This is a genomic window from Massilia pinisoli, from assembly GCF_024753285.1.
In the GTDB taxonomy this organism is placed as follows: Bacteria; Pseudomonadota; Gammaproteobacteria; order Burkholderiales; family Burkholderiaceae_D; genus Telluria; species Telluria pinisoli.
The window spans coordinates 1-26369 of the sequence record NZ_JANUGW010000009.1; the positions used below are offsets into that span (position 1 = coordinate 1).

Here is a 26369-nt window from a genome sequence, read left to right on the forward strand (position 1 = left end):
TTTTTTATCGATGTACGCGGCAAAAAAAACCCAGCGGGTTCTACGCCGCCGGGCAAAAGGGCCATCCATACCGCCGATGGATGGAGAGACACCCGCAATCAGGTTCGGGCGGACTGCCGCGCCAGCGGCACGATGTGAAGTAATCCAAACAGCAATGCAAGCAGCACACTCAGGGCGAGCGCGCCCCGATAGCGCCGCACGAAACGAAATGCGACACCCGTTTCGACCGCGTGCGCGGCCAGGATCACGAGCGCGAGGTCACGCACGGCCACCGCGCCCGTCCCCGTCCATATGCCCGCCAGGGCCGCCAGCGCCAAGCCATACAGCGCCAGGCACGCAAGTTTCAGCGCACGCATGCGGTCACTTCCCGCCGCCGGCCGCACGGCGCGCCTTGCGGTTCACGTGCTCGTCCAGCAGGTTCGTCAGCGCCAGCGCGCCCTTGATGGCGCACCACTGCAGCGGCTCCGGCAAGGTGGACGGCGTCTTGTGATCCAGCGCGGCCATGTGCGGATGCGCTTCGCCCGCGATCCAGTCCGCCAGCATCTGCCCCATCATCGACTGCGTGGCGACGCCGTGGCCGGAGCATCCGGCCGAATACAGAATGTTCCGGTATTCGCCGGACTCTCCCACGACGGGCAGCGCATCGTAGGCGAGGCTGACGTAGCCGCTCCAGCACGCGCGGATGCCGAGCCCCTGGAGTGTGGGAAAACGGTCGCGCAGCGCGCCCGCCAGCGCCTCGTACGCGTCGTCGTCCGGCACGTTCGGCGTCTTCGAACCGTAGACGTAGTTCAGCCGCTTCGTCGTGATCACGAGCGAGTTGCGCGCGGTGAGCCGGTGGCTTTCCATGACGTAGTGCGGCGTCATGATGCCCTCGCGTCCCTGCCACCCGAGCGATGCCAGCTGCGCCGGCGACAACGGTTCCGTCTCGATGGCCGAGACGCGCATGGGCGCCACTTTATTGCCGAGCAGGCCCAGTTGCGGCGTGTACGCGTTGGTGGCCAGCACGAGGAACGGCGCGCTCGCGCTGCCGCCGGCCGTCGTGACGCGGACCGTCGTGCCTTCGTCGTACGACAGCACCGCCGTGTTCTCGTACAGGCGTACACCGGCGTCCAGGGCGGCACGGCGCAATCCGGTGACGTACTTGCCCGGGTCGAGCGTCCCGCCGCGCGGCGTGTAGTACCCGAACAGGAATGCCGGCGGAATGCCGCGTGCGCGCATGTCGGCCGGTTCCAGGTACTCCGTGACGGAACCGAGTTCGAGGCCGGTCGCCCTGTCCTTGCGCAGCTTCTTTTCCTGCGACGGATGGACGCCGGCGCGGATGATGCCCGACTGGACGTAGTCGCACTCGATGCCGTATTCGGCCAGCTTGCCTTCCACGTAGTCGACGCCCGCGTCGTAGAACTGCACGATCCGCTTCGCCTGCTCGTGGCCGACGCGCTTCGCGAACATCTCGAATTCGACGGCCATGCTGCCGCCCAGGTAGCCGGCGTTGCGGCCGCTCGCGCCGAAGCCGGCGAAGTCGCGTTCGAGCACGATCACCGAAGCCCCGCGCGCGCGCAGCGCCAGCGCCGTGTTCAGGCCCGCGAAACCGGCGCCGACGACGATCACGTCGGCGTTGACGTGCCCCTCGAGCGCAGGCTGCGGATGCTCGGGCCGCTCGATCCACCCGCCGATCGGGCGGAACTTCGCCGCAGTCGCCGCTGCCGCTGCCGGCAGGGCGCCGGCGGCGCCGCGATCCGATGCGACGTTCATCGTGCTGGTCATGTCGTTCTCCTCAGTCCTTGCTCACTATGTGGATGGCGAGGGCCGCCTCTTCGACGCCCTGCAGGCCACCGCCGTTTTCCTGGATCGCGTGGCGCGCGCCCTGTACCTGGCGCGCGCCCGCTTCGCCGCGCAGTTGCGTGACGAGTTCGTACAACTGCCCGATGCCGGTCGCGCCGAGCGGATGTCCCTTGGACTCCAGGCCGCCCGATGTGTTGACGGGAATGCGCCCGCCCAAGGTGAAATCGCCCCGCTCGGCGGCAGGGCCGCCCTCGCCGAACGGCACGAAGCCCAGGTTTTCCGCCTGGATGATTTCGCCCATCGCGGACGCGTCATGCACCTCGGCCACGTCGATGTCGCCCGGTCCCAGGCCCGCCTGCGCGTATGCCTGCAGCGCGGCCAGGTGCCCGATGCCGCGCTCCGGCGCGTCGACGGGCCGGTGCGTGAAGCTGCGGATCACGCTGGCCGCCACGCGCACGTAGCGCTTGCGGTCGAGGCCCAGGCGGCGCAGTCCCGCCTCGGTACAGAGAATCGCCGCGGCGGCACCGTCCGTGACGGGCGCGCACATCGGCAACGTGATCGGATACGTGATCGGAGGCGCGGCCAGCACCTCGTCGATGGTGAACGGCTGGCGGAACTGCGAATACGGATTGTGCACGGAATGCTGGTGGTTCTTGGCCGAGACGGCAGCGATCTGGCGTTGCGTCGTGCCGTACGTCTTCATGTGGTAGCGGCACATCGCTGCATAGATCTTCATGAAGCGGCTGTAGGGCCGTTCCGATTCCGAGCCGGCGGGCGGCACGACGCCGTCACCCAGCGCCGCCAATGTCGCAAAATTCTCGTCGACGCGCGCCACGTCCCATCCAGACTCGAACAGCGCCAGCGATCTGGCCTTGTCCGGGACATTCATCTTTTCCGCGCCGAGTGCCAGCGCCACGTCGCAGGCGCCGGCCTTCAGGTGCTGGAAGGCGAGATGCACGGCCGTGCTGCCGGACGCGCATGCATTCTCGACGTTGAACACGGGGATGCCTTCGATGCCGATCTTGCTGAACACGACCTGTCCGGGGATCGACAACTGCCCCTGCAGCGGGCCGTTGGTGATGCCGGCGTAGAACGCGGCGCCAATGTCGGCCGCATTGCAACCGGCATCGCGCAGGGCGCCCTGCAGCGCCTCGCCCGCCAGGTCGTCGAGGCTGCGCTCGAAATGCCGGCCGAACACCGTCATGGCGATGCCGGCGATGTAGATATTGTTCATGATGTCTTTCTGGTGAAGGCCGACCCGGAGGCCGGCCGCGTTGCATGGCGCCTCAGATGCGGCGCTCCACGCCCTGCCAGTACCGCTCGCGCAAGTCCTTCTTGAGCACCTTGCCGACGGGGCTGCGGGGCAGCGCGTCCACGAAGTCGACGGTCTTCGGCGCCTTGACGGAGCCGAGCTTCTGCTTGCACAGGGCGACGAGTTCCGCCGCATCGACGCTCTGGCCGGCGTTCAACTCGACGACGGCCTTCACGGCCTCGCCCCACTGCTCGTCCGGCACCCCGATCACGGCGCAGTCCTGCACCGCCGGGTGCGCCCAGATCACCTGCTCGATCTCGCTCGGATACACGTTGAAACCGCCGCTGATGATCATGTCCTTCTTGCGGTCCGTGATGTGCAGGTAGCCCTCGGCATCGATGTGGCCGACGTCGCCCGTGTGCAGCCAGCCGTCGACGATCGTCTCCGCCGTTTTCTGCGGCGCCTTGTAATACCCCTTCATCACGAGATCGCCGCGCACGCAGATCTCACCCGTCTCGCCCTGGGCGAGTATCTCGTTACGCTCGTTCATGATCTCGACGCGGATCAGCGGATTCGGCCGCCCCACGGACGACAGGCGCGCATCCGATGCGATCTTCCCGTCGGCGAAGTGTTCCGCCGGCGGCAGGTAGGCGATCGACGCCGGCGCCTCCGTCTGGCCGTAGCCGCCGGACATGACGGGACCGAACACTTCGATCGCGCGCTTGAGCTTCTCGACCGACATCGGCGCGGCGCCGTACAGGAAGTACTTCAGCGACGAGAGATCCAGCTTGTCGACGCCGGGGATGTCCAGCAGGCGGTAGATCACCGTCGGCGGCAGGAACAGCTCCGTGACGCGGTGCTTCACGATGGCGCCGAAGACGGATGCCGGATCGGGCTTCGTGACGACGACCACGGTGCCGCCCTGCGCCGTGCACGGCAGCGACAGCATGCCGGCCGTGTGCGTCATCGGGGCCGCCGCCAGGTTCACGGGGCGCGCGCCCTGGTACGGGTGCGCCATCATGAATTGCGCAAAATAGGTCTGCAGCGAACGGTGCGTGTTCATCACGCCTTTCGGCATGCCCGTCGTGCCGCCCGTCGCGGACAGCGCCACGACGTCGTCCATGTCGATGGCGACGCGCGGCGGCGTCGCGGGCTGGCCGTCGCTCCATTCCGCCAGCGCCGGTGCCCACGGCAGGTCGGCGTCGATGCATACCCAGCGCCGGACCTTGGGCAGCCGCGGCCGCAGTTCGTTGATGATGCCGGCGAACGCGTTCTGGAAGAACACCACTTCGCAATCGAACGCGTCGAGGACGTACTGGTTCTCTTCCGGCACGTTGCGGCCGTTGACGGGGATGTACGCCATGCCGGCGCGCCACAGGCCCAGCGCGCAGGTCCAGGCACCGACGTCGTTGTCGGCCCAGACGGCGCCGTTGGTCCCCTTGCTGTAGCCGTTGTCGACCAGTGCGTTGGCAATGCGGCACGACAGCTCGCCCACTTCCTGGAACGAGAAGGTGCGCTCGTCCTGGATGTAGGCGATGCCGCGCGGATTGATGCGCCAGCCGCGGTCGAAGAAATCGATGATGGCCATGATGTCCTCTTACAGCTGCGTCACCGTCGCGCGGGCCAGGCCGCGCTGCTCGAGGAAGCCAAGCAGGTAGCGATGGCCGAACGCCTTCGATCCCGATGCGAAGCCGACCTTCGCCGTGTCGCCGTCGAGCAGCTTGAGGGCGGCGGCCGCGTGGATCGCACCGGTCGCGATGTAGGGCGTAATACCGTGCACGGTCGCGCGCACGGCCGCCAACTGGCCGCGGCCGATCGCGAAATCGACGGTGCGATGGATCGTGGTACGTTCGCGCGGCGGCATCGACGGCGTCGTGGAGTCCACGATCTGCTTCAACACCGCGTCCTGCTGTTCGCGCGGCAGGTGCTTGTATTCCGCTTCCCACTTCTTGCCGAGGGCATGTACCATTCGCATCGCGTCGTTGTCGTAGAAGCCCACGCTGGAAATGCAGCTGCGCACGCGCGCGTCGTGTTCGAAATAGATCGGCAGCGACGTGCCGCCCCACGGCAGGCTGAACACGGGTTGCGTGAACGACGGGTCGATGATCTCGAACGACGCGTCCGGCGCATGCGCCATCAGCTGGTTTTCCCACAGGTAGAACGATTCCTGGCGATAGCCTTCGAAGATCGTGGCCGTCGAACCGACGCTCACGCCGGCACCGGCGCCGCGCGCGCCGCGGCACAGTGCCGCCGTCTGCAGGGAGTCCACGCCGGGGGTCTCGAGCGCCAGCTCGGCGGCGATTTCGGAATACGTGTACATGTAGGCGTTCGACGACGACACCAGCAGGCCGGCCTGACGGAACTGCTCGCCGAACTCGTCGCGCACCTTGCGGATGTAGGCCTGCTCGCCGGCCGGATCGAGGTGGTGGCAGCCCGCCTTGAGCGCCGCTTCGACGGCGACGAGACCGAAATTGCTGAACGGTCCAACGGTATTGCACACGACCTTCGCGCCGCGGAACGCGTTCGTCAGCGATTCGACGTTGTGCTCCGCTTCGATGATTTCGTACCGTGCCGATTCGAGGCGCACGACGCGCTGCTCCATCATCTCCTTCGTCCGCTTCGCGTTGCGCGCCACCGCGGTGAACGGGATGTTCTGGTCGATCAGCCAGTCCATGATCAACATGCCGGTGTAACCGCTTGCGCCGTAGACGACGACAGGATGCTTAGCCATGAGAGTCTCCTTGTTTGTGTGTGTGAAAAAAACGTTTATCTGCTGGCCAGGTACTGGGCCAGGTCGTCGATGTTCTGCTGCGACAGCGGCGCGGCAACGCCGGCCATGGCGCCCATCGGATCACGGCGCGTGCCGTCCTTGAAGCGCATCAGCTGGTCGCGCAGGTAGTCGTAGCCCTGCCCCGCCAGGCGCGGGAATTCGCCGTTGCCTTCCAGTTTCTGGCCGTGGCATGCCGTGCAACTGCCGCCCTTGACGAGCGCTTCGCCGCGCGCGACCCGGGCCGGATCGGCGTGGAAGGTCGCGTTGGGCAGCGGCGCCATCTTCGAAAAGTGCGCCGCGAATGCGCCGATCTCCTTGTCCGACATGCTGAGCGCCAGCGGCGTCATCGTCGGGTCGGTGCGCGTACCGGCGGCGAACCCCGCCAGCTGCTTCCTCAGGTAGGCCTCGGGCTGGCCCGCGAGACGCGGATAGGTCTGGGCACGCGCGTTGCCGTCGTAGCCGTGGCAGTACACGCAGGCGTCGGTCGCGCGCGGCCACGGGCCGCCCGTGCGTACACTGTCGGCTGCGATCGTGTCGATCTGCTTGCCGACCTGGTACAGCCCGATGAGTTCCGGTCCGTACAGGACGCCGGCCACGATGGCCGCCACCAGCAGCAGGCCGCCCGTCCAGGCGAAGAATCGTTTGGCGCGGCTGCGCGGTGCCGTCGCGGTGGCGGTGCGGGCCTTGCGCGGTGTCGTCGTGGTCCCCATCATGCTTTCCTTTCGTTCAATGCTTGCAGCGCCTGCAGCGCGGCCTTGTGGCCCGAGCGGACGGCGCCGTCCATGTAACCGGCCCAGATCTCCGCCGTTTCCGTGCCCGACCAGATCAGGCGACCCGCGGGCGGATGCAGCGCCTCGCCATAGGTCGTGTAAAAGCCCGGTGGCATCGGCGACACGCACGTCAGCGTCCAGCGGTCCACCTTGCCCCAGTCGTGGTCGTAGTACGCGACCGGATGCAGCGCCTCGTCGCCCAGCGCCTCGGCATAAATGCGCGCCAGCTCGGCGCCGGCGGCCTCGCGGTCGGACGGCAGCTGGCCGTTCGCGACGAAGGCGTTGATCACGCCGAACGACGCGTCTTCCGGCGAGTTGTCGTAGGCCCAGAGGACCGGCCCCTTCGCCTGGATCATCCAGCCGTTCAGGCCCTTCTCGCGCCAGAACGCTTTCTTGTAGACGTGCGCTGTCTTGCGCGCCGGCGCCATGGCGGGCCAGTGGCGCTGCATCTCGCGGCGCTTCTCGGGCAGCGGCGGATCGAACGCGATCTGGTTGCACAGCGGCGGCGACAGGGCGACGATCACGTGGCGCGCGCGGATCGCGCCCTTGGCCGTCCGGATCGTCACCGGACCATCGTTCCAGTGTTCGATGCGCAGCACGGGCGTCCCCAGCTTCACCTTGTCGCCCAGCGCCTGTGCCATCTTGATCGACAGGATCTGCGAGCCGCCCGCGATGCGCGTGCCTTGCGCCCCATCCTTGACGGCTTCGAGGCGCTCGTAATTGCAGTCGGCCGAATTGATCATCGACAGCCAGTGCAGCAGCGACAACCTGGCCGGTACGTTGCCACCGGAGAGTACGGAGCCCGTCGTCCAGCCGATCTGGTCTTCCGGCGCGATGTTCTTCTTCGCCAGCCAGTCGCCCAGCGACATCGCGTCGAATTCGGCAGCACGGGGCGACGTCCACGGCGCCCCGGACGGCACCAGCTTTGCCATCGCTTCCAGTTCGCTCGTCAGCCGCTTGTCGGTGTTGAACCCGCCGCCCATGGCAACCGTGGCGTGCGCGCCCCCGGCCAGGAAAGTCGTCTTGCCCTCCCAGTACGTGGGGAACGTGCCGACGCCGAGCTCGCGCGCCAGGTCGGCGACCGCAGTCTGGCCCGGTCCGATCCACTGGCCGCCCGCTTCCGTGAAATAGCCCTTGCCGAGGTCGTGGTTGAGCGTGCGGCCGCCCACGCGGTCGCGCGCTTCCAGCACGACGAACGATTCGCAACCGGCGCGCTTCAGGTCGCGCGCGGCCGTCAGGCCCGCGAGACCCCCGCCGATGATCGCGACGTCGAGCACATCGCGTCCCTCGCCGACGGCGCCGGCCACCCGGGGCAGCGCCGCCGCGGCCGTTGCCGCTGTCGCCATGCCGAGGAAGCCGCGGCGCGTGAGCCCGTCATCCTTTTGTTTTTTAGCCTTGTCCATCTTGTCACCTTCAAAAATCGAATTCATGCGGTCTTGCGCGTGCCGGCGTCACGCAGTGCCTGCAATGCCGCCTTGTGACCGGAACGCACGGCGCCGTCCATGGACGTCGCCCAGATCTCCGCCGTTTCGGTGCCCGACCAGATCAGCCGTCCCACGGCCGGGTGCAGCGCATCGCCGTACGTCGTGTAGAAACCGGGCGGCACGGGCGACGCGCAGCTGAGCGACCAACGGTCGGCCTTGCCCCAGTCGTAGTCGTGATAGGCAACGGGGTGCAGCGCCTCGTCGCCGAACGCCTGCGCATAGACGCGCGAGAGTTCGGCTTCGGCCTGCTTCGGGTCGGACGGCAGCACGCCGTTGTTCACGAACGCGGTGATCACCCCGAACGACACGTCTTCGGGCGAGTTGTCGAAGGCCCACAGCACGGGTCCCCGCGCCTGCACGATCCAGCCGTTGTAGCCCTGCTCGCGCCAGAACGCCTTGCGGTAGACGTGCACCGTCTTGCGCATCGGCGCGTTCGCGGGCCAGCGCCGCTGCAGTTCGCGGCGCTTGTCCGGCAGCGGCGGATCGAACGCGATCTGGTTGCACAGCGGTGGCGACAGCGCGACGATCACGGAGCGTGCCCGCACGATGCCCTGCGGCGTGTGAAGCGCGACGGGACCGTCCTTCCAGTTCTCGATGCGCAGCACGGGCGTCGCGAGCCGCACCTTGTCGCCCAGCGCCTCGGCCATCTTCACGGACAGGATCTGCGAGCCGCCCGCGATCCGGGTCTCCTGGGCGCCGTCCTTGATCGCTTCCAGCCGCTCGTAATTGCATCCCGCCGAGTTGATCAGCGCGAGGTAGTGCAGCAGCGAGATCTTCGTCGGCGCCGTGCCCGTAGTGAGCGTTGCCGCCAGTACCCAGTTGAACTGGTCTTCCGGCGCCAGGTTCTTCGTCGCCAGCCAGTCGGCGAGCGACATCGCGTCGAATTCGGCGGCACGCGGCGACGTCCACGGTGCGCCGGACGGCACCAGTTTCGCCATCTGTTCCAGCTCGTGACGCAGCACGGGATCCGTGCCGAAGCCGCCGTCGCTTTCGATGGTGGCGCGCGCGTCGCCGGCGAGGATCGTGAGCTTGCCCTGCCAATGCGTGGGGAACGTGCCGACGCCCAGCTCGCGCGCCAGGTCGAGGATGGCCGTCTGGCCCGGCCCGATCCACTGACCGCCCGCCTCGGAAAAATAGCCCTTGCCGAGATCGTGGTTGAGCGTGCGGCCACCGACGCGGTCGCGCGCCTCCAGCACGACGAACGACGTGCAGCCCGCGCGCTGCAGGTCACGCGCCGCCGTCAGCCCGGCGAGGCCGGCCCCGATGATCGCCACGTCGAGCACGTCGCCCTCCGTATTCGCCGCGGCCGCGCCGCTGGCACCCTTCGGCAAGGCGATCGCCGCCGCCGTGACGGACGCCGTCGCACCGAGGAAGCCGCGCCGCGTGAGCGTGAGACCCGGCGTCTCGTGTTTCGTGATGTTCCGTTTCATGGTGCTCACCTCGCGACCAGTCCCGCCATCGACAACAGCACGGGCGGGTGCGCGCCCGCCGCGATCACCGCCGTGAGAGGTTCGCGCTCGGTACGCTGCGCGAGCGCGAACGTTGCGCCGCCGTCCGTGCTGCGCAGGACCGTCCCGGCCATGCCTGCGACCACGGTGCTGCCGTCGGCGAGTTGCGCGATGCCGGTCAGCGACTGGGTGGTGTGCGTCTGCACGGCCTGCCACGTGAGGCCGTCGTCGCGGCTGCGATACAGGTGGCCGCGCATGCCGCACACGAGCAGCGTGCCGTCCACGAGCGCGCGGCCGTGCCACAGCGAGCCCTTGTCGCCGGTGGCGAGCGTCTGCCACGACTTACCCCCGTCGGCCGAGCGATACAACGCGCCCGCCTCGGCCGCGATGAACAGCGTCCCGTGGCCGGATGCGAACACGTGGAACAGGTGGCGGTCGCTGTCCTCGCCGGTGCCGATATGGCGCTCGGTCCAGGTGCGCCCGCCGTCCCTCGTTTCGATCGCCCAGCCGTACAGGCCCACGGCGATGCCGTGCTGCGGGCTGTCGAAGTGGAACGACAGGACGGGCTGCTCCTGGCCGGGCATGGCGCGCAGCAAGCTCCACGTCTCGCCGCCGTCCTGCGTGGCGAGGACGACGCCGTCGTGGCCGGCCGCATACCCGCGGCGATCATCGAGGAACTGCACGGACGTCAGCAGCGAGCGCACGGGAACCGTCTTCGCCTGGCGATACGTCTTGCCGTCGTCGGACAGCAGCACCACGCCGTGGTCGCCGACGGCGACGATCCGGTTACCGGCCCGGGTCGCCGCGAGCAGCGGCGCCTGAGCCGCGTTCGCCACGTGCTGCGCCGGCGCCATCGAGGGCCAGCGCTTCATCGCGGGCGTGCCGGCGGCGGGGTCGTCGATCGCGGCCACGCGTGCACTGCACAGGACGAGCGCGAGGATCGGAATGATTCGGTTGGGTTGCATGATGTGATCACTCCTTGTCGGTCAGTGCTGCAGGATCGCCGGCATGCGCACGGGACCGCGGCGCGGGAAAAGCCATTCGAGTACCGCCGCGAACGCGGGCAGCAACGTGATCGCCATGACCATGTTCACGATGAACATGAAGGTCAGGAGCGCGCCCATGTCGGCCTGGAACTTCAGGCTCGAGAAGGTCCACGTCGCCACCCCGATCGACAGCGTGATCGCCGTGAACACGGTCGCCAGCCCCGTCTCCGTCAGCGCGAGCCCGAGGGCGCGCGTGAAGTCCAGGCCTTGTGCGAGCTGCACCTGCAGGCGGTTGTAGATGTAGAAGGCGTAGTCGACCCCGATGCCGACGGCCAGCACCATCACGGGCAAGGTTGCCACCGTGAGGCCGATCTGGAATTCCTTCATGAACCAGTAGCCGATCCACGTCGCGACGGTGAGCGGCAGGCAGCACGCGATCATCGCGCGCCAGTCGCGGTACACGAGGAACACGAGGATCAGGATCGCCGCATACACGTACAGCATCATCGGCATCTCGCTTTCTTCCAGCACCTCGTTGGTCGCGGCCTGCACGCCCGCGTTGCCGCTCGCGAGCCGGATATTCACGCCGTCCAGGTGGTTCGCGTTGCGGTAATCCTTCACGGCCGCCACGACGCTCTTGATCGTCGTTGCCCGGTGGTCCGGCAGGTACAGGTTCACGCCCTGCACGCGGCAGTCGTTCGACGCCAGGCCCGCGATGCGGTTGTTCACGTTCTGGAATTGCGAGCCGAGCCCGCGCGGGTCGCGCGTGATCGTCGCCATCTTCGGATTGCCTTCATTGAGGCCTGCGTTGTACAGCTTGAGCTGCCCCGCCGCCGAATCGGCCGAGACGACGCCCGGTACACTGCCCATCCGCCACGCGAATTCGTCGATAAACAGGAACTCCTCGGTGCGCGAGCAGACGTCGCCCTGCTGCTGCGGCGTGGCCTCGAAGACGACCGTCAGCCAGTCCAGGCCGACGTCGAACCGGTCGACGATGGCGGCGGCGTCGCGGTTGTAGCGCGATTCCGCGCGCAGTTCCGGCGCGCCGGCCTGCAGGCTGCCGATGTGCCGGCCCTGGCTCTTCCAGTACGCGAGGCCGAACACCGCTGCGCCGATCAGCGTCATGACGAGCGCGTTGCGCGGCTTCGCGACGCGGGCCACGACGCCCAGCCACGCGCCCTGCTTCTCGCGCCGGATGAGCGCGCGCTGCGCGAATTCCGGCGTGAACCGGAAGTACGATGCGGCGACCGGCAGCATCATGAGGTTCGTGAGGATCTTGTAGCCCACGCCGATGGCCGCAGTGATGGCGAGTTCGCGGATCATCGGGATCGGGATCAGCACGAGCGTGACGAAGCTCACCAGGGCCGTGACGAGGGCCAGCGAACCGGGGATCAGGAGGCCCGTGAAGCTGTGCCGCGCGGCGCCGAACGAGTCGGTACCGCGGGCGACTTCGCGCACGATGAAGTTGATCTGCTGGATACCGTGCGACACGCCGATCGCGAACACGAGGAACGGCACGAGGATCGCGAGCGGATCGAGCCCGAAGCCCAGCAGGTGCAGGGTGCCGAACTGCCAGACGAGCGACGTGAGCGAACACGCGAGCGGCAGCAATGTCAGGCGGATCGAGCGGCAATACCAGTACACGGCGACCCCGGTCAGCAGGAACGCGATGGCGAAGAAGTGCGTCACCTCATCCGAGCGGTCGGCGATGTCGCCGATCTGCTTGGCGAAGCCGATGATCTCGATCTCGACCTGGTCGTTCTCGTACGGCTTCCGGATCTTGTCCTCGAGCAGGCGGTTGAACGCGATGTAGTCGAGCTTCTTCCCGGTGCGCGGGTCGACGTCGGTCAGCTGCGCGGTGATCAGGGCGCTGGTCTGGTCCCGCGCGACCAGCGTGCCGACGTGCCCGCCGGCCATGGTCCGCTGGCGCATCTGCGCGATCACGTCGGGCGACAGCTTGTCCGGCACGATGTCGCCGCCGGCCACGGGCTCGGCGCGGAAGCCGTCTTCCGTGATCTCCGTGAAGAACACGTTCGGCGTCCACAGCGACGTCACGCTCGTGCGGTCCACGCCCGGCAGGTACGTCAGGGCGTCCGTCACCTTGAGCACCTGCGTCAGCGCGGCCGGATTCCAGATGTCGCCGCGGCGGGCGTGGACGGCGATCGTCAGGCGGTTCGCGCCGAACAGCTGGCCGCGGTACTGCTCGAACGTGCGGATGTATTCGTGCCCCTGCGGCAGCTGTTTTTCGAATCCGGCCTCGAGCTGGAGCTTCGTCGCATGGAATCCCATGAAGGCGGTGAAGCCCGCCAGCACGAGCAGGAATGCGAAGCGATGCCCGAACAGGGTGCGTTCGAGGCGAGTAATGAGGCGCGCAAGCATGTCAGAAGGACGACGTCAGGCTGATGGACATGAAATTCCGGTCGCGCATCAAGTTGCTCGCGCCACCGCCCCAATTCTGCGTGACGTCGACGCGCAGCTTTGTTTCCGGCTTCACCTTGAAGTCGATCGTCGCGCCCAGGACGGCGGCACCCATGCCCTTGACGAAGCCCGGGAGCGCCGTCGCCGCGACGCCCGACAGGCCCTGCGAGATCGCGATGTCCGGCGCCAGCGAGGCGCGCGTGCCGAACACGTTCGGATAAGTGACGGAACTCGCGACGACCACGCCCCACGACGTCTTCGTCGGCAGCTTGTAGTCGGCCGTGACGGCGTACGGCACGCTGCCGTCCAGTTTCAGCTTCGGATAGTGGGCGATGGCCGTCTCCGCCGTGATCGTGCCTTCGCTCGCGCCGAGCAGCCGCAGCAGGCCGCCGAACGAACCCGAAGGCGACATGATGTGGATGCCCGTCAGGTGCAGCTGGTAGTGCCGTGTGTCGACCCAGCCGCGGCAATGCGTGCCGACCGGCGCGGCCGTGAAATCGGCCAGCGCATTGCAGTAATGGGCGTTGCGCGGATCGATGACGGCACTCGGATCGATGGCGACGCCGTCGCGCGGTCGGAACGACAGCTCGGTGCCGATCGCCCATTCGCCCGCCTGGAAGTTATATGAGACGCCGAACAGGTTGCGGTTGCGGCCATAGTCGAGCGCGGCCTCCCACCCGAACGGATTGGCCGTACCGCCCACCACCTGGTAGCTCACGAACGGGACCTTGTCGTCGTAGCGCGTGTAGTACAGCCCCAGTTCGTTGCCGGAATCGGGGAACTGGTAGCGCAGCGCGATGCCGCCCTGCCCGTTCCGGGGCGTGCGGTCTGCGGCGCGCGGGATGACTGTGCCCGTGCCGAGGATGGCGCCGGCCGGGTTGGCGGTCGGATCCGCCAGTTCGCCGAAGCCCAGGCGCCGATCGTACGGCAGGCCTGTCGCCGGATTCGGGCCCGTGATGACGGTTCCCGTGTTGCCGATCGTCCCGGCGGGGAACGGACCGAGGCCGAACGGCGCCACGGCCGCGTTCAGGACGGACGTCGGCAGATAGATGCCGCGTCCGCCCTTGCCGAGGAAGTTACTGGTCGAGAAGAACGTGCCGGGTGCGTCGAATTCGAAGCGGTTCCACTTCCACTGGTAGAACGCTTCGAGGCCGAGGCCATGCGCAAGCGAGGTGCTGAACGAGACCATCGGCGCCGGGATGAACAAATTCTTCAGTGGCGTCCCCGGTTGGTGCGCGGCCGGCACATAGATCGGGTTGATGGAATTCACACCGCCTGTGATGTAGAGGTCTTCGCCCCAGCTCAGGACCTGATTGCCGACGCGGATGCGTGCCTGGTGCTCCCCGATGTCGAATTCCTTCGACACATAGGCGTCCAGCCAGCGCGGATTGCTGACGGCGAAATCCTTCGCGTCCGGATCCAGCGGGCCGCGCTTCGTGTGGTCGATGGCGAAGTCGTGGTTGACGACGCCGCGCAATAAGCCGCTCCAGCCGTCGGTGCCCTTGACCAGCAGGTCGGCCGTGTATTGCAGGTTGGCCGATACGGCCCGGCCGTTCTTGTAATGCAGGTTGCCCAGGTCCTGGTTCAGGCGCAGCGTATCGAGGTTCATCGAGTACGCGGCCGGATACGCGGCCTGCAGCGGCGTCACGGCATCGCCGACGCAACCACCGTTGTCGTTGCCGACGTTGCGACAATCCGCCTTCGACGTGCGTACGGCCAGGCCGAACGATACCGTCGAATCGAGATTCACCTGCCAGCCGTCCGCCAACGGCCATTCCGCGGCGCGGGCCGTCCCGGCGTCCATCACCGCCAATGCGCCCAGGACCGCCAGGCAAGCCAGCGTCCTGGTCGAGCGCACATCCACATCGTTACGTGTCTTCATTTCCGCATCCTTGTCGTTTTCGTTCAGCACCTTGTCGTTCAGCGCGTCGTCGCGCGGCGCAGGCCGTCCGGTTCGAACGTGCCCGCCTTCAGCCGGCCCTCGCGGGCCGCGAGCCAGTCGGGTTCCTTGCCGCCGGCGAGGACGCGGTCGAGCACGACGCGGCCCGAGACGTGGTCGTAGCTGCTGTTGGCGGCCCACACGCACGCGGGGACTTCCCACGCCATGTACGGTCCCATTTCGGCCGTGCGCCAGACCTTGCCCTGCGCGTCGAACATGTCCTCCACGAGGATCGTCCACGTGTCCTCGTCGATGTAGAACGTCCGCTTCGGGAACATGTGGCGCATGCCGCCTTTCAGGTTGGCCTCCACGACCCACATGCGGTGCAGCTCGTAGCGGGTCAGGTCGCGGTTGAAGTACTTCGGCTTGACGACGTCCGCGACCTTGTTCGTGGGCGAGTTCAGGCGGTACGTGTTGTAGGGAACGTACAGCTCCTTCTTGCCGACGAGCTTCCAGTCGTAGCGGTCGAGCGGGCCGTTGAATTGCAGGTACTGGTCGACGATCTCCAGGTTTTCCGTGTTCAGCACGGGCGCGTCGTACTGGTACGTCGGCGCGCGGCGCACGCGGCGCTGGCTCGCGAAGTACAGCCAGACGTCGTTCGGCTTGGAGAAGTTGTATTGGGCGAGGGTCGCGTCGCCGGCGATGGACGGCGGACCGGTGAAGACGTTCAGCAGCTGGTACTCGACGCCGTGGGCGTCCGCGATGCCCTTGTTAGCGGGCGACCACATGGGCGACATTTCGAATTCGTCCTGCGCGATCGGCTCGCCGATGCTGTCGCTGCCTTTCGGCGGAATGTAGCCTGCGTAGTGCGACGTGAAACCTTCGCCCTTCCAGTGCAGCTTGTGGTTCCAGACCGCTTCGGCGCCGTTGCGGGGGATCGGAAACGGTACGCCCGCGCCGATCGCCTCGGCGATATCGTAGCCGTTGGCGGCCAGCTTCGCGCTCGTTGCGTTCTTCTTCGTACGTTCGTAGTAGAACTCCGGGTAGCCGCACGAACGGTGCGTCGGGTACACGTCCATCCGGTAGCCGGGCACCGTCTTGATCATCTCGACCTGGCCGGCGGCCAGCTTGTCCTTGTATTTGTCGACGTTGGATGCATCGATCGAGAACAGGCGCTTGTCGCCCGCGTACGGATCGGGACGCGCCGCGCCCACCTTCCAGCCTGACGGCGCCTTCACGTCGCCACCCGTCCACGCGGGGATCGTTCCGTCCTTGTTACCAGCCCGTTCGGCACCCACGGGCGTGAGCTCCTTGCCGAGTTTTGCCGCGTCCTGTGCGCCAACCGCGGCATGGGTCGCCGCGCCGAGCACGAACGTCGTGCCGAGAAAAATCGTCTTCATGTCCATCTTCGTCTCCTGTTGATGAATATCGCCTGCTATTTTTAGGACATCCTACTAAAGATAGGTCAAACATACAAACATAAATTTGAAAAACAACGAAGCGGTAATATTCGGGCATGCACGGGATGTAAACGAACGAGGCCGGATCCGAACGAACGTCGGAGCCGGCCTCGCATGGATGCGGCGCGCGTCAGGCCGCGACCATCGTCTTCAAGTGATGACCGCCCTTCCCGACCAGCAGCGCAGCAGCTGCGTGCCGAACGACAGCATCCACAGCGGGAAGATCAGCACGACGATCACCAGCATTGCCTTCATCAGTGGCTCGAGCGCCGCGAACATCCCGGACAGGAAGAACAGGCCGAAACACCAGCCGGTGATCTTCAGCAGGACGAGGCGCGGCTGACCCCAAGCCTCCTTGCCGAGCTGCGGCCCGACGACAAGCCCCCAGAACAGCACGACGGGACCCTCGCTCCACCACAATCCCTTCTGGCTGGCATTGGCGATGGCGGTCCACGCCGTCTCGGCGGCGGCGCGCACCGACGCATCGCCGCCCGCATGGAGCTGGGCCAACGGATTGAGTGCCGCGAGCTGGAGCGCGGCGCCGGCTACGCCGACGATGGCGTAGAGCGCAATGGCCAGCAGCGCCATGTCGCCCATCGCCCCCGTGCGGTCGCGAAAGCGGTGCCACAGGTACGCCCCGATGGCGAGCACCGGCAGGTAGAAGCCGAGGATATCGGCGAACATCCCCCACCGGAACAGGTCGCGCTGGTCGGCCGGCAGTGCCAGCATGCTGGCGCCGTCCAGGATCATCGCCGTGTCTCCACGGGTGACCGCCAGCACGAGGCCCACGTTGGCGTACGCGAACAGGCCGCCGACGATCGCGGTCCAGGCCGTGAAGCGCACGGCCGCGTTGGATGACTGGCTCATGCTGCGGACTCCGCGCGCTCCAGGGCGCCATACGAGTAATACAGCTGCACGACCGTGTACGACCACGTCGTCAGCGCGAACGTGTAGAACAGGATGCGGCCATCGTCATGCGGAAACTGGAACAGGTCGTAGGTCCAGGCGACAGTTTCGCCCAGAACGAGGACGACGATCACGCCGAACGCATGGCCGACCTGCCCGGCGTGCGCCAGGCGGTAGGCGAAATACGCGAGATAGACGGAGTACGCCGACCACATGAGCACATAGAAATACGGCAGCGGCTTGGCGACGAAGCCGGCCGACACGAGCACCGCCGTTCCCGCGATCGCGGCCGCGAAGAACACGATGTCCGTAAACGTGGACGGCTTGTAGCGGTGCGTCACGGCCATGAGGCCCGCCGTGGCGATGATCGGGATGCCGAAGCCGCGCGAGAACGCGTCGCAGAAATACGAGATCTTGTACGCGGTCTGCGCGCCGCTCAGCAGAAAGACGAGCAGGTTCGACGTCGACAGCGTCACGACGAGCCATTCGACGCCGAGCAGGTAGTTACGCCTGCCGAGGAACTTGATGCCGTAGATCAGCGACGTCGCCAGCAGCAGGACCGTGGCGGTGCAGAGGATGAGGGTCTTGGAATCCATGGTCACTCCTGCGTCCAACCGTTGCGGTAGAGACGGCCCGCCAGCACGCCGAGGCGTGACGTCAGGATGTAGTTCTCGCCATCCTCGATCAGCGCGGAGCGCACGTCGCGGAACATTTTCTCGATCGGGAATTCGCGCGTGGTCGCATTGCCGCCGAAGAGCTGCATCGCCTCGTGCGTGATCTTCATCGCCTCTTCCGTCACGCTCACCTTGGCCTGCGCCGTGACGAACGGATGGCTTTGCGGCGACATGCGCGCGTAGGCAAGGCTGCGCCGGGCAATCGCGCGCGCCATTTCCAGGCGGCGCAGCATGTCGCCGAGGCGCAGCTGCGTCATCTGGTGATCGATCAGCAGCGCGCCACCCTGCTTGCGCTCGTGGCAGTAGGCCAGCGCCAGCTCGAATGCGGCACGGGCGGCGCCCACGAACACCTGGCACATGTGCGTGCCGGCGTACGACCACATCGACGTCAGGTTGCCGAGGTATTCGTCCTGCAGTGCGACGGCGAAGCGCTTGGGCACGCGGACGTTGTCGAAATAGATCTCGCCCTGCGGCAGCGCGCGCTGGCCGATCTTGTCTAGCGGTTTCCCTCGCGAGATACCCGGCAGGTCGAGCGGGATGATCAGGCCGATGCCGTTCGTGAAGGCGGCGTTGTCGCCGCTGCCGTAGAAGCCGTCGCCGTAATCCGCCGCCATGTAGGCGAGCGCCACCTGCGCCACCGAGCCGTTGGAAATCCAGGCCGAGCTCTGGCCGTTGATGACGATTTCGTCCGCGCCCACCTTCGCGCTGATGTTCCCCACGGGCTGCTTGCCGCCCGCGCTCAACTCCTCGCGATACAGGATCGCCGCGTCGGAACCGCGGTCCGGCTGCGTGTTCATCCAGCAGCCGATCTTGCCGGTACACAGGTCGATCAACTCCTGGTTGCCGACCGACTGCGCCATCATCAACGGCGCGGTCGCCACTCCGATGGCGATGGCCAGGCCGGGATCGCCCCAGCCCAGTTCCTCGCCGATCAGCGATTCGATGCGGACCGCGACTTCCGGCGGAAACTGGGCGATCAGCTGCGGATCGAGTCCCAGCTTCGCGCTCTCGACCATGGCGGTCCAGAACGGCGAACCCGGCGCGATCACGTCTTCCGGCGTCATGCCGTCGAGTTGACGTCCGACGGGGCGCAGCACCTCGCGCGCGAACCGGTGCACCGTGTGCTGGATCGCCGTCTCCTCTTCGGAGAGCGGGGTCTCGAAACCGCTCAGACCGGCCAACGGCAACGCTGTGGACTTGTACAGACGAATCATGATTGTCTCCTTTTCGATATGTGGCCACCGGCCGCGGATGCCGGTCGCCCTGCCCTAATATTAGAACATACTACCAAAGTTAGGACAAATTACAAAAATAAGGAGCATAAAAAAACGACAGGCATCGCCTGTCGTTCCTTGCCGGGTGGTGGGGGTCCGTGCCCGGGGAGTCAGCCGTCCCCGGCGCGCGGTGCACCTCCGAACAGGATGCAGTCGACGGCCGCGCGGAACTTGGCATCGAGGCCCCTTGTGTAGCTGCGCTTGCGGCGGCCGGCGCCGAGCTGGAAACTGAGGCCATCGGCCATCGCGATCAGCAGCGTGGCGCGGTGCATGCTGTCCGCAGGCTTGCAGTCGGGGTCCACGCCGCGGATGAACTTCGCAATACCCGGCGTAACCTCCTCGTACCATTCGTCGAGCAGCTGCGAGCACTCGGGATCGATGGCGGCGAGCGACACGAAATGCCACCACAGCGCGGTGCGCTCCGCGTTCTTCGCATCCTCGAGGGCACGATCGATCAGCGTATCGATCATCGCGCGGGGCGACCCTTTGGCGTCCAACGCCCGGCGCAATTCGTCGAGGTAGGCGTCGACCACCGGTTCGACGACGGCGCGCAGCACCGCCAGTCTGGTGGGGAAGTAGTACTGCAGGTTGCTGATGCTGATGCCGGCACGTTGCGCGACTTCGCGCAGTGTGAACTCCAGGCTGCCGCCTTCGAGCAAGAGTCCTTTTGCGACCTCGATGATGGCATTGCGGGTGCGCAGGCCCTGGGCGCGCAGGCTGCGTTCGGACTCAGCGGGTGCTTCCGCTGCCGCGCGCCGTTTTTTGCTGTTAGGCTGATCGGTCGGTTCTGTCATGGGTTTGCTTGCCTTTGTGAAACTAAAAATTAATGTGACAAAAGACCAATGTTATGCATGTATACCAAAAAGGTCAATTCCGCGGTCTGGACCAATGACAAATTCTTACGTCAGCCGTGGCGTCGGGTTGCCCGATCGGGCTCGGGCGCTTGACAGCCAACCTACCAGAAGGTAGGCTGCGTCGCATGAACAAGATATCCTCCACCGCCGACGACATCCTGCACTGCGCCCGTAGCCTGATCGTGGCGGGCGGGTACAACGGATTCAGCTATGCGGACATCGCCAAGGTGGTAGGCATCCGCAAGCCCAGCATCCACCATCACTTCCCGAGCAAGGTCGACCTGGTCCAAACGCTTGTCATCCAATACCGTGAAGCTGCCGAGGAAGGCATCGCCAATCTCGAGCGCACCGTCGCCGGACCGCTCGACCAGCTCCGGGCGTACATCGCGTACTGGAAGGCGTGTATTGGAGATGCGAGCGCGCCCTTTTGCATTTGCGCCCTGCTGGCCAATGAGTTGCCGGTGCTGCCGGACGAGATCGCACTGGAGATCCGCGCGTATTTCCGCTTCCTGTCGGGCTGGCTCACGTCTGTCCTTACGCGCGGCGTGGAATCGGGCACCGTGACGCTGGCCGGCACGCCGCGCGTGGAAGCGGAAGCGTTCATGGCCACGGTGCACGGTGCGATGCTGTCGGCCCGTGCCTATGGCGATACCACTGTGTTCGGCACCATCATGGACCCGCAGCTCGCGCGCCTGTCGGCCTGAGCATCGAGGCTGTCCTGTCCAGGGCGGCCATTTTTGTGCGCAATGCACCTACCAACTAGTAGGTCAATATCATTAAAGGAGTTTGCCATGTCTCATCCCCTCTCGAGCCTGGGCGCCGTTCACACCGTACTGAGCCTTGTCCCTGTGGTCGCCGGCCTGCTGGCCTTCGGCCGCCACGGCAGGATCGATCCCGCCAGCGGCCTCGGCAAGATCTATTGGGTTGGCATGGCCGCGTCCGTAATCACCACCTTTGGACTGTCGAGCACCGGTGGCTTCAATCCCGGTCATGCGCTTGGCCTGCTGACGCTGCTGGTGATGGCTATCGCCACCATCGCGCCGCGGATTGCCTTCCTCGGCCGCGCCGCCGCGTATGTGCAGGTGGGCCTGATGTCGTTCAGCTTCATGCTGTTGCTGGTGCCAGGGACGAACGAGACCCTGAGTCGGCTTCCTGCCGGCCATCCAATCGGCCACGGCCCCGATTCGCCACCTGTCAAACTGGCGCTCGCCTGCGTGTTCGGGTTGTTCTTGCTCGGCACTGGCTACCAGATGCTGCGGCTGCGGCGCAAGTGATGGAGTCAGAAATCCACGTGCGCAGCTTGAGGCGTGGATTCGCAAGCCGATACGCGACCCGACAGTCGACGTCCGCATACGCACCGGCGCGATAAGCCTCCTATGCGGCTTGCCTTATGAAGCGGACTGGCTGCTACAGGAAAAACTTGGACGTTTTTTCACATAAGGTCGCCCGACCGGTATTCCCAGGGTACGGCGCCGCCGTAGAGCGCCAATCCTACCCTTAAACTTTGGCAGATTCGGGTTCGGTCACCCAGTCCGGAACGGCCCTTCGCAGGTCGTGTCGACCAATACAAATCCGGTTGCGGGACTCGTATTGATTGTCGAATCCAGAGCCCAGAAAGACAAAAGACCCGCAGCTCTCAGAGCTAGCGGGTCTCTCCTGAATGTCAAAGATTTCTCTCTAACAATTGTCCTGGCGGAGGCGGTGGGATTCGAACCCACGATACAGGTTTAAGCCCGTATGCTTCCTTAGCAGGGAAGTGCCTTCGGCCACTCGGCCACGCCTCCAGTCAGCAGCAACGTTTATGCGTCAGCGCTGAGTGCACGCATATTAATAGCCGCACCTCGTTTGGTCAAGGAAGCACGGCTAAATTTTTGAAAAAAGTTAAGCTTGCTCGAGGTTAAACGCCTTGTGCAGCGCGCGCACGGCCAGCTCCATGTATTTCTCGTCGATCAGGACGGAAATCTTGATCTCGGACGTCGAGATCATCATGATGTTGATGCCCTCTTCCGACAGCGTGCGGAACATCTGCGAGGCCACGCCCACGTGGCTGCGCATGCCCACGCCCACGGCCGACACCTTCGAGACCTTGGCATCGCCCAGGATCTTCGCGGCGCCGATCTCGGCCTTCACGCCTTCCAGGACGCCCATGGCGCGCTGGTAATCGTTGCGCGACACGGTGAACGTGAAGTCGGTCTTACCGTCGACCGACTGGTTCTGTATGATCATGTCGACCTCGATGTTGGCCTCCGAGATCGGCCCGAGGATGTGATAAGCGACGCCCGGCTTGTCGGGCACGCCCAGAACGGTGATTTTGGCTTCATCGCGGTGGAAGGCGATGCCCGAGATGACGGCTTGTTCCATGTTGCTTTCTTCCTCAAACGAAATCAGGGTACCCGAGTTGGCTTCTTCTTCCAGCGGCATCAGGGGGTCGGTCAGCGACGACAGCACGCGCGTCGGCACGCGGTAGTTGCCGGCAAATTCCACGGAGCGGGTCTGCAGGACTTTCGAGCCCAGCGACGCCAGTTCCAGCATTTCCTCGAACGTGATCTGGTGCAGGCGGCGCGCTTCGCTCACGACGCGCGGGTCGGTCGTGTAGACGCCGTCGACGTCCGTGTAGATCAGGCACTCGTCGGCCTTCAACGCGGCCGCGATGGCGACGGCGGAGGTGTCCGAGCCGCCGCGGCCCAGCGTGGAGATATTGCCTTCGTCATCCACGCCCTGGAAACCGGTGATGATGACGATCTTGCCGGCGTCCAGGTCGGCGCGCACACGGCTGTCGTCGATCGACTGGATACGGGCCTTCGTGAATGCGGAGTCGGTCTTGATACCGACCTGCCAACCCGTGTACGACACGGCATCCTTGCCGCGCGCCAGCAGCGCCATGGCCAGCAGACCGACAGATACCTGTTCGCCGGTCGAGGCAATCATGTCCAGTTCACGCGGGTCCGGCTGCGACATAATCTCTTTCGCCAGGCCGATCAGACGGTTGGTTTCACCGGACATTGCCGAGGGGACGACAACGACTCTGTGACCGGCGTCGTGCCATTTGGCGACGCGGGCCGCGACGTTTTTAATGCGTTCCGTCGAACCCATCGACGTACCGCCATATTTGTGGACTATTAAGGCCATGACTGAAGGGATTTCCGCTTGTAAAAAATCAAATGAGCTTTTAACTCTACATGCTGCGGCGCGGAATCACAAGCCGTCAAGGGCCGAAATCTATACCAAATAGGAATATGGTAATACGGAAAGGGTATTAGCCCGGGATGGCTGGCGTCGCGCTTTCCCAACGCAGCGCGATGCGCCCCGGCCCCTCGGTCACGTGCCGGCAATCCATGCCGAGCCCGGCCGCGAACAGCAGGTCGAACCCGGCATTGACGATGGGCAGGCGCCCCCGCTCCCAGGCAGGGATGCCGCTCGACTGGTAATGCATCTTGAGGCTGCGCGATGGCCGGTTGTGCGCCAGCTTGAGTTTTTCGCCGCCCTTGCGGAAATCGATCTCGAGTCCCTGCCCCCGCAGCCAGGCCGGATCGAACCCGCGTTCGGCCGCATCGAAGTGCAGCACCCCGCCATAGTCCGGGAACGCGATGGATGCCTCGCCCTGCCAGCGGAAGGCCTGCGCGTGCTTCTCGATGATGCCGGCGTCCTCGGGGTCGCGCATGCCGGCCAGCTGCGGGCGGCGCGGCACGAGGAACAGATGGTCGCGGTGGCGGCGCACCTCGACGTCCGGATGCTCGACGAGCAGTTGCGCGTCGTCGCGCGCGGACAGGATCTGCGCCACCATCTGCGCGAGCCAAGCCGTCGACGGCATCGCGAGGCGGCGCACGGCGAACCAATGACGCAGCAGATTGTCGATGCGGTCGCGGCTCAATCCGCGCACGCGCACGAGGTCGAGCGCTTCACCTTCCAGGCAGCTTGCGAGGTCTTGCCCACCCAGCTCATCCAGCAGGCGCTGGGCTGAGCGCGTGTGGGCGCTGGCGCGTGCGACTCTTTGCTGGTAGCCGGGAAACGCGGCGGCCAGCGCCGGCATCACCTGGTGGCGCAGCGCATTGCGGGCATAGCGCGGGTCGGTATTCGATTCGTCCTCGACCCAGGCGATACCCTCTTCGCGCGCAAACCGTTCGAGGTCGGCGCGCGCGACGCTCAGCAGCGGGCGCGCCATCGCCAGGCGTTCGTCGCCCAGCAGGCCGGGCGCGCGATTGGCCGGGTCCATGCCGGACAGGCCGGCCGGGCCGGAGCCGCGCAGCAATTGCAGCAGTACCGTTTCGACCTGGTCATCGAGGTGGTGGGCCGTCAGCAGGACGCCGGCGCCGTGCGCGCGGCACATCTCGCCCAGCGCCGCGTAGCGCAGCTTGCGGGCTGCGGCCTCGATGCCGCTCTTCCCTTTCGCGATGACGACAGCGCGCCAGTCGAACGGGATACCGAGTTCGGCGGCCGCGGCCGCGCAATGGTCGCGCCATGCGTCCGCGTTCGGGCTCAGGCCGTGGTGGACGTGCAGCGCGCGGACGTCGAGCCCGTGCGCATGCGCGAGGCGCAGCAAGACCATCGAGTCGAGGCCACCGCTGAGGGCGACCGCGACCGGAGGCAGCGCATCGGGGAGATATTCGGCGCGCAGGGCCTCGATGGCCTGCGCGAATGTGGCAGCCGGACCGGACGCGGGGCCCGGTCCGTGGGGACGACGGCTCACTCTTCGCGCGGCGTCGTTTCCTTGAACTTGCCGTAGGCCATCAGCTTCGCGTGACGGGCATCGAGCAGATCCTTCGTCTTCATGCCCTGGAACTGGCGCAGCGTGTCGGCCAGCGCGCGCTTCAGCAATTGCGCCATCTGGGCCGGGTCGCGGTGGGCGCCGCCCAGCGGTTCGTTGACGATCTTGTCGATCAGGCCCATCGCCTTCAGGCGGTGCGCCGTCAGGCCCAGGGCATCGGCCGCGTCGGCCGCGCGCTCCGACGTCTTCCACAGGATCGACGCGCAGCCTTCCGGCGAGATCACGGAATACGTGGCGTATTGCAGCATGAGCACGGCGTCGCCGACGGCGATCGCCAGCGCGCCGCCCGAGCCGCCTTCGCCGATGATCGTGGCGATCAGCGGCACTTTCAGCTCGGCCATCACGTACAGGTTGTGACCGATGGCTTCCGACTGGCCGCGCTCTTCCGCGTCGATGCCGGGGAACGCGCCGGGCGTGTCGACGAAGGTGAAGATCGGCAGGTTGAATTTCTCGGCCAGCTTCATCAGGCGCATCGCCTTGCGATAGCCTTCCGGACGCGGCATGCCGAAGTTGCGCGCCGCGCGCTCCTTCGTGTCGCGGCCCTTCTGGTGGCCGATGATCATGCACGACTGGCCGTTGAAGCGGGCCAGGCCGCCGATGATCGACTGGTCGTCGGAGAACGTACGATCGCCGTGCAGTTCATGGAAATCGGTGAAGATCGCGTTCACGTAATCCATCGTGTACGGACGCTGCGGATGGCGGGCGATCTGGGAAACCTGCCAAGGCGTCAGCTTGGCATAGATGTCTTTCGTCAGTTGCTGGCTCTTCTTGGCCAAGCGATCGATTTCTTCCGAGATGTCGACGGCGGAATCATCCTGCACGAAGCGCAGCTCTTCGATCTTGGAATCGAGCTCGGCAATCGGCTGCTCGAAACTGAGGAAAGTTGTTTTACTCATTGTACCTCCGGGTGTGTTCGTGGCCGCGGAAGATCGTCCACGCGGCGGCAAGGGCGCTATTTTATACCGGAACCGGATCCAGGCTACGCCATAAATACCATGTGGCAACGGTGCGCCAGGGTTCCCAGTTTGCCGCGACCTCGCGCGCATCGCTGCGCGAGACGGGTTCGCCGGAAAAATAATTCTGGCTGATGCCTTGGATCAGGCCGGAATCGTCCAGGGGCAGGACGTTCGGTCTGAGCAGATTAAATATCAAAAACATCTCGGCTGTCCAGCGCGTGATGCCGCGGATCTGGACCAGCTCGGCAATGACGGCTTCGTCGTCCATCTGCGACCACTGGTCGGCATGCACGCGCTTTGCCTTGAAATGGTCGGCCAGGTCGAGGATGTATTCCGTCTTGCGCTTCGACAGCCCGCAGGCGGACAGGTCCGCCGCGCCCACCTTGATGACCTGCGACGGCGTCATCTTCGGACACAAGGTGCGCAACTTCGTCCACGCGACCTCGGCCGCCTTGACCGTCACCTGCTGGCCGACGATGGAGCGGGCCAGCGTGGTGAACGGATCGGGATGGCCGCGCAGGTGCATGTCGCCGAACTGCGGGATCAGCTTGTTCATGATGCGGTCGCGACGCATGAGCTCGGCCTTCGCCTCCGCCCAGTAGGGAGGGACGGAAGGCTGAACGTCCGACGGCGCGGGAACGGCGCCCGTGAGGTCCTTGGAAAGTGCCATGCTCGTGATGGGTCCGGGCGC

At 65.9% G+C, this 26369-nt stretch carries 22 protein-coding genes and 1 tRNA gene; 2 read left to right on the forward strand and 21 right to left on the reverse strand.

Translation table 11 applies throughout. The features are described 5' to 3' along the window. Positions 1-98: 98 nt before the first annotated feature. The 16 genes from NX784_RS13780 to NX784_RS13855 all read right to left on the reverse strand — a co-directional run bounded on the left by NX784_RS13780 (position 99) and on the right by NX784_RS13855 (position 19897). Entirely contained in the window at positions 99-356 is a 258-nt protein-coding gene (locus NX784_RS13780) for a hypothetical protein (protein WP_258817249.1), read from the reverse strand. A gap of 4 nt (positions 357-360) precedes the next feature. Then, a complete protein-coding gene (locus NX784_RS13785; protein WP_258817250.1) occupies positions 361-1764 on the reverse strand; it encodes an NAD(P)/FAD-dependent oxidoreductase in 1404 nt (467 codons plus the stop codon). Between the two features lie 10 nt (positions 1765-1774). Beyond that, positions 1775-3016 carry a thiolase family protein gene (locus NX784_RS13790; RefSeq protein WP_258817251.1) on the reverse strand — a complete coding sequence of 414 codons (1242 nt, stop codon included), beginning with the start codon at positions 3014-3016 and terminating at the stop codon, positions 1775-1777. Positions 3017-3068: 52 nt separating this feature from the next. Continuing rightward, entirely contained in the window at positions 3069-4622 is a 1554-nt protein-coding gene (locus tag NX784_RS13795; protein WP_258817252.1) for a class I adenylate-forming enzyme family protein, read from the reverse strand. A 9-nt stretch (positions 4623-4631) separates the two neighbouring features. Further along, on the reverse strand, positions 4632-5765 hold the full coding sequence (locus tag NX784_RS13800; protein ID WP_258817253.1) for a saccharopine dehydrogenase family protein: 1134 nt from the start codon (positions 5763-5765) through the stop codon (positions 4632-4634). A gap of 35 nt (positions 5766-5800) precedes the next feature. After that, entirely contained in the window at positions 5801-6517 is a 717-nt protein-coding gene (locus NX784_RS13805) for a c-type cytochrome (RefSeq protein ID WP_258817254.1), read from the reverse strand. Then, complete coding sequence (locus NX784_RS13810; RefSeq protein WP_370662940.1) at positions 6514-7977, reverse strand: flavin monoamine oxidase family protein; 1464 nt, start codon at positions 7975-7977, stop codon at positions 6514-6516. The genes NX784_RS13805 and NX784_RS13810 overlap by 4 nt, the downstream gene beginning before the upstream one ends. Before the next feature lie 23 nt (positions 7978-8000). Continuing rightward, entirely contained in the window at positions 8001-9488 is a 1488-nt protein-coding gene (locus NX784_RS13815) for an NAD(P)/FAD-dependent oxidoreductase (protein WP_258817256.1), read from the reverse strand. Positions 9489-9493: 5 nt separating this feature from the next. Further along, complete coding sequence (locus NX784_RS13820; protein WP_258817257.1) at positions 9494-10471, reverse strand: WD40/YVTN/BNR-like repeat-containing protein; 978 nt, start codon at positions 10469-10471, stop codon at positions 9494-9496. A gap of 21 nt (positions 10472-10492) precedes the next feature. Further along, positions 10493-12871 carry an efflux RND transporter permease subunit gene (locus NX784_RS13825; RefSeq protein ID WP_258817258.1) on the reverse strand — a complete coding sequence of 793 codons (2379 nt, stop codon included), beginning with the start codon at positions 12869-12871 and terminating at the stop codon, positions 10493-10495. Position 12872: 1 nt separating this feature from the next. After that, positions 12873-14792, reverse strand: a complete 1920-nt coding sequence (locus NX784_RS13830; protein ID WP_258817259.1) for a DUF1302 domain-containing protein — start codon at positions 14790-14792, stop codon at positions 12873-12875. A 38-nt stretch (positions 14793-14830) separates the two neighbouring features. Then, positions 14831-16189, reverse strand: coding sequence for a DUF1329 domain-containing protein (locus NX784_RS13835; protein WP_258817260.1), 1359 nt, complete (start codon positions 16187-16189; stop codon positions 14831-14833). A gap of 210 nt (positions 16190-16399) precedes the next feature. After that, positions 16400-17116 (reverse strand): hypothetical protein, encoded by a 717-nt coding sequence (locus NX784_RS13840; RefSeq protein WP_258817261.1) that lies wholly within the window; start codon positions 17114-17116, stop codon positions 16400-16402. Next, on the reverse strand, positions 17113-17751 hold the full coding sequence (locus NX784_RS13845; RefSeq protein WP_258817262.1) for a hypothetical protein: 639 nt from the start codon (positions 17749-17751) through the stop codon (positions 17113-17115). The genes NX784_RS13840 and NX784_RS13845 overlap by 4 nt, the downstream gene beginning before the upstream one ends. A gap of 2 nt (positions 17752-17753) precedes the next feature. Next, positions 17754-19043: an acyl-CoA dehydrogenase family protein gene (locus tag NX784_RS13850; RefSeq protein WP_258817263.1), complete on the reverse strand. Its 1290-nt coding sequence runs from the start codon at positions 19041-19043 to the stop codon at positions 17754-17756. Between the two features lie 170 nt (positions 19044-19213). Continuing rightward, positions 19214-19897 (reverse strand): TetR/AcrR family transcriptional regulator, encoded by a 684-nt coding sequence (locus NX784_RS13855; RefSeq protein ID WP_258817264.1) that lies wholly within the window; start codon positions 19895-19897, stop codon positions 19214-19216. 185 nt (positions 19898-20082) lie between these two features. Here NX784_RS13855 and NX784_RS13860 point away from each other — a divergent pair, with 185 nt between their 5' ends. Both NX784_RS13860 and NX784_RS13865 read left to right on the forward strand, forming a co-directional pair. Beyond that, positions 20083-20661 carry a TetR/AcrR family transcriptional regulator gene (locus NX784_RS13860; protein WP_258817265.1) on the forward strand — a complete coding sequence of 193 codons (579 nt, stop codon included), beginning with the start codon at positions 20083-20085 and terminating at the stop codon, positions 20659-20661. A gap of 87 nt (positions 20662-20748) precedes the next feature. Further along, the gene (locus NX784_RS13865) at positions 20749-21231 is read left to right on the forward strand and encodes a hypothetical protein (protein WP_258817266.1); all 483 of its coding nucleotides are present in this window, start codon (positions 20749-20751) and stop codon (positions 21229-21231) included. 416 nt (positions 21232-21647) lie between these two features. Here NX784_RS13865 and NX784_RS13870 read toward each other — a convergent pair. The 5 genes from NX784_RS13870 to NX784_RS13890 all read right to left on the reverse strand — a co-directional run bounded on the left by NX784_RS13870 (position 21648) and on the right by NX784_RS13890 (position 26348). Beyond that, a tRNA-Ser gene (locus NX784_RS13870) sits at positions 21648-21741 on the reverse strand. A 97-nt stretch (positions 21742-21838) separates the two neighbouring features. Then, positions 21839-23086: an aspartate kinase gene (locus NX784_RS13875; RefSeq protein WP_258817267.1), complete on the reverse strand. Its 1248-nt coding sequence runs from the start codon at positions 23084-23086 to the stop codon at positions 21839-21841. A 127-nt stretch (positions 23087-23213) separates the two neighbouring features. After that, the gene (gene tilS, locus NX784_RS13880; RefSeq protein WP_258817268.1) at positions 23214-24644 is read right to left on the reverse strand and encodes a tRNA lysidine(34) synthetase TilS; all 1431 of its coding nucleotides are present in this window, start codon (positions 24642-24644) and stop codon (positions 23214-23216) included. Next, complete coding sequence (locus tag NX784_RS13885) at positions 24641-25618, reverse strand: acetyl-CoA carboxylase carboxyltransferase subunit alpha (RefSeq protein ID WP_258817269.1); 978 nt, start codon at positions 25616-25618, stop codon at positions 24641-24643. The genes tilS and NX784_RS13885 overlap by 4 nt, the downstream gene beginning before the upstream one ends. A 61-nt stretch (positions 25619-25679) precedes the next feature. Continuing rightward, positions 25680-26348: a DNA-3-methyladenine glycosylase family protein gene (locus NX784_RS13890; protein ID WP_258817270.1), complete on the reverse strand. Its 669-nt coding sequence runs from the start codon at positions 26346-26348 to the stop codon at positions 25680-25682. Between the last annotated feature and the right edge of the window lie 21 nt (positions 26349-26369).